A 1,142-nucleotide genomic window follows, 5' to 3' on the forward strand; every position below is an offset into this window, starting at 1 on the left:
CTATCCCTCCAACCACGAAAGCGAGAGCAACGCCTACATGGTGAGGATCGGCGATTTCAACAACGACGGGCTTCAGGACGTCGTCTCGATCGATTCGGGAGAGGCGTCCAGCGACGTGGACATCTTCTTCCAGAGACCCGACGGTACGCTCAGCCCTCCGGCCACCTTCACACTGGATCACGGCGGAAACAACGACCTGGTCGTCGGGGACGTGAACAGCGACGGGCTCACCGATATCATCGTCATGAGCGGCGGCGGCAACCTGTACGATAATATCGGGATCCTCCTTCAGAACAGCCTCGGAGGCTTCCTCCTCCCCTACTACTACGACCTGGGAAAGGAAGATGTTACCCTGGGAGCGGCGCTCGGCGACGTGGACGGGGACATGCTTCCCGACGTTGTCGTCTCCTCCCTCCGGGCGGGCTCGTTCTCCTCCATCGGCGTGCTCTACCAGAACGACGTGGGGAAGCTGAACCCCGCGGTCCGCTTCATCCCCTCGCCCCACGTCCCGAACACCCTCGAGATAGCTGACGTCAACTTCGACGGGAAAGACGACGTCCTGGTCGCGCTGTGCGGCAAGAACCTCCTCGGTATCTATACCCAGGACGCCGACGGCAACCTGAGCCTCAGCCAGACGCTTCCCCTTCCCTACGCAAGCAGCTACAACCCGCACGGTCTGGCTACCGGCGACATAAACGGCGACGGCGCCGTGGACATCACCCTGGCAGATCCCAATCACGGCATGGTCGTCATGTACCACGCTCCCCCGCCCGAACCCCTTCCGGACCTCATTCTATCGTGGAGCGAATTCAGCGTCGATTACGCCGATTCGACGCAGAAAGCAGAAGGGTACCTCCAGGTGGCGAACATTGGCAACAGGGAGGCTGTCGGGGTGCAGATCGCCTACTATCTCTCTGAAAACGACCTCCTCGACGGGATGAATATCCTGGTGGGAAAGGAAATTATCCGGTCCCTTCCCCCGGGCAAAACCGTCTGGCCCCGGTTCGACTACCGGGCCGAAATCTATCTGCAGGGGGAGTTTATCATCGCCGTCATCGACCCGGAGAACCGGTTGCACGAAAGCGACGAGGCAAACAACCTGACCGAAACCCCCCTTGCCCACCACGCGGAAAACAGGAACA

At 60.6% G+C, this 1,142-nt stretch carries 1 protein-coding gene; it reads left to right on the top strand.

Going from position 1 to position 1,142, the window contains the following annotated elements; all coding sequences use genetic code 11:
• Window positions 1–1,142 (top strand): hypothetical protein (locus GTN70_03655; protein NIO16084.1); only part of this gene is annotated, 1,142 nt, incomplete at both ends.

Source organism: Deltaproteobacteria bacterium (assembly GCA_011773515.1).
In the GTDB taxonomy this organism is placed as follows: domain Bacteria; phylum Desulfobacterota; class Deferrimicrobia; order J040; family J040; genus WVXK01.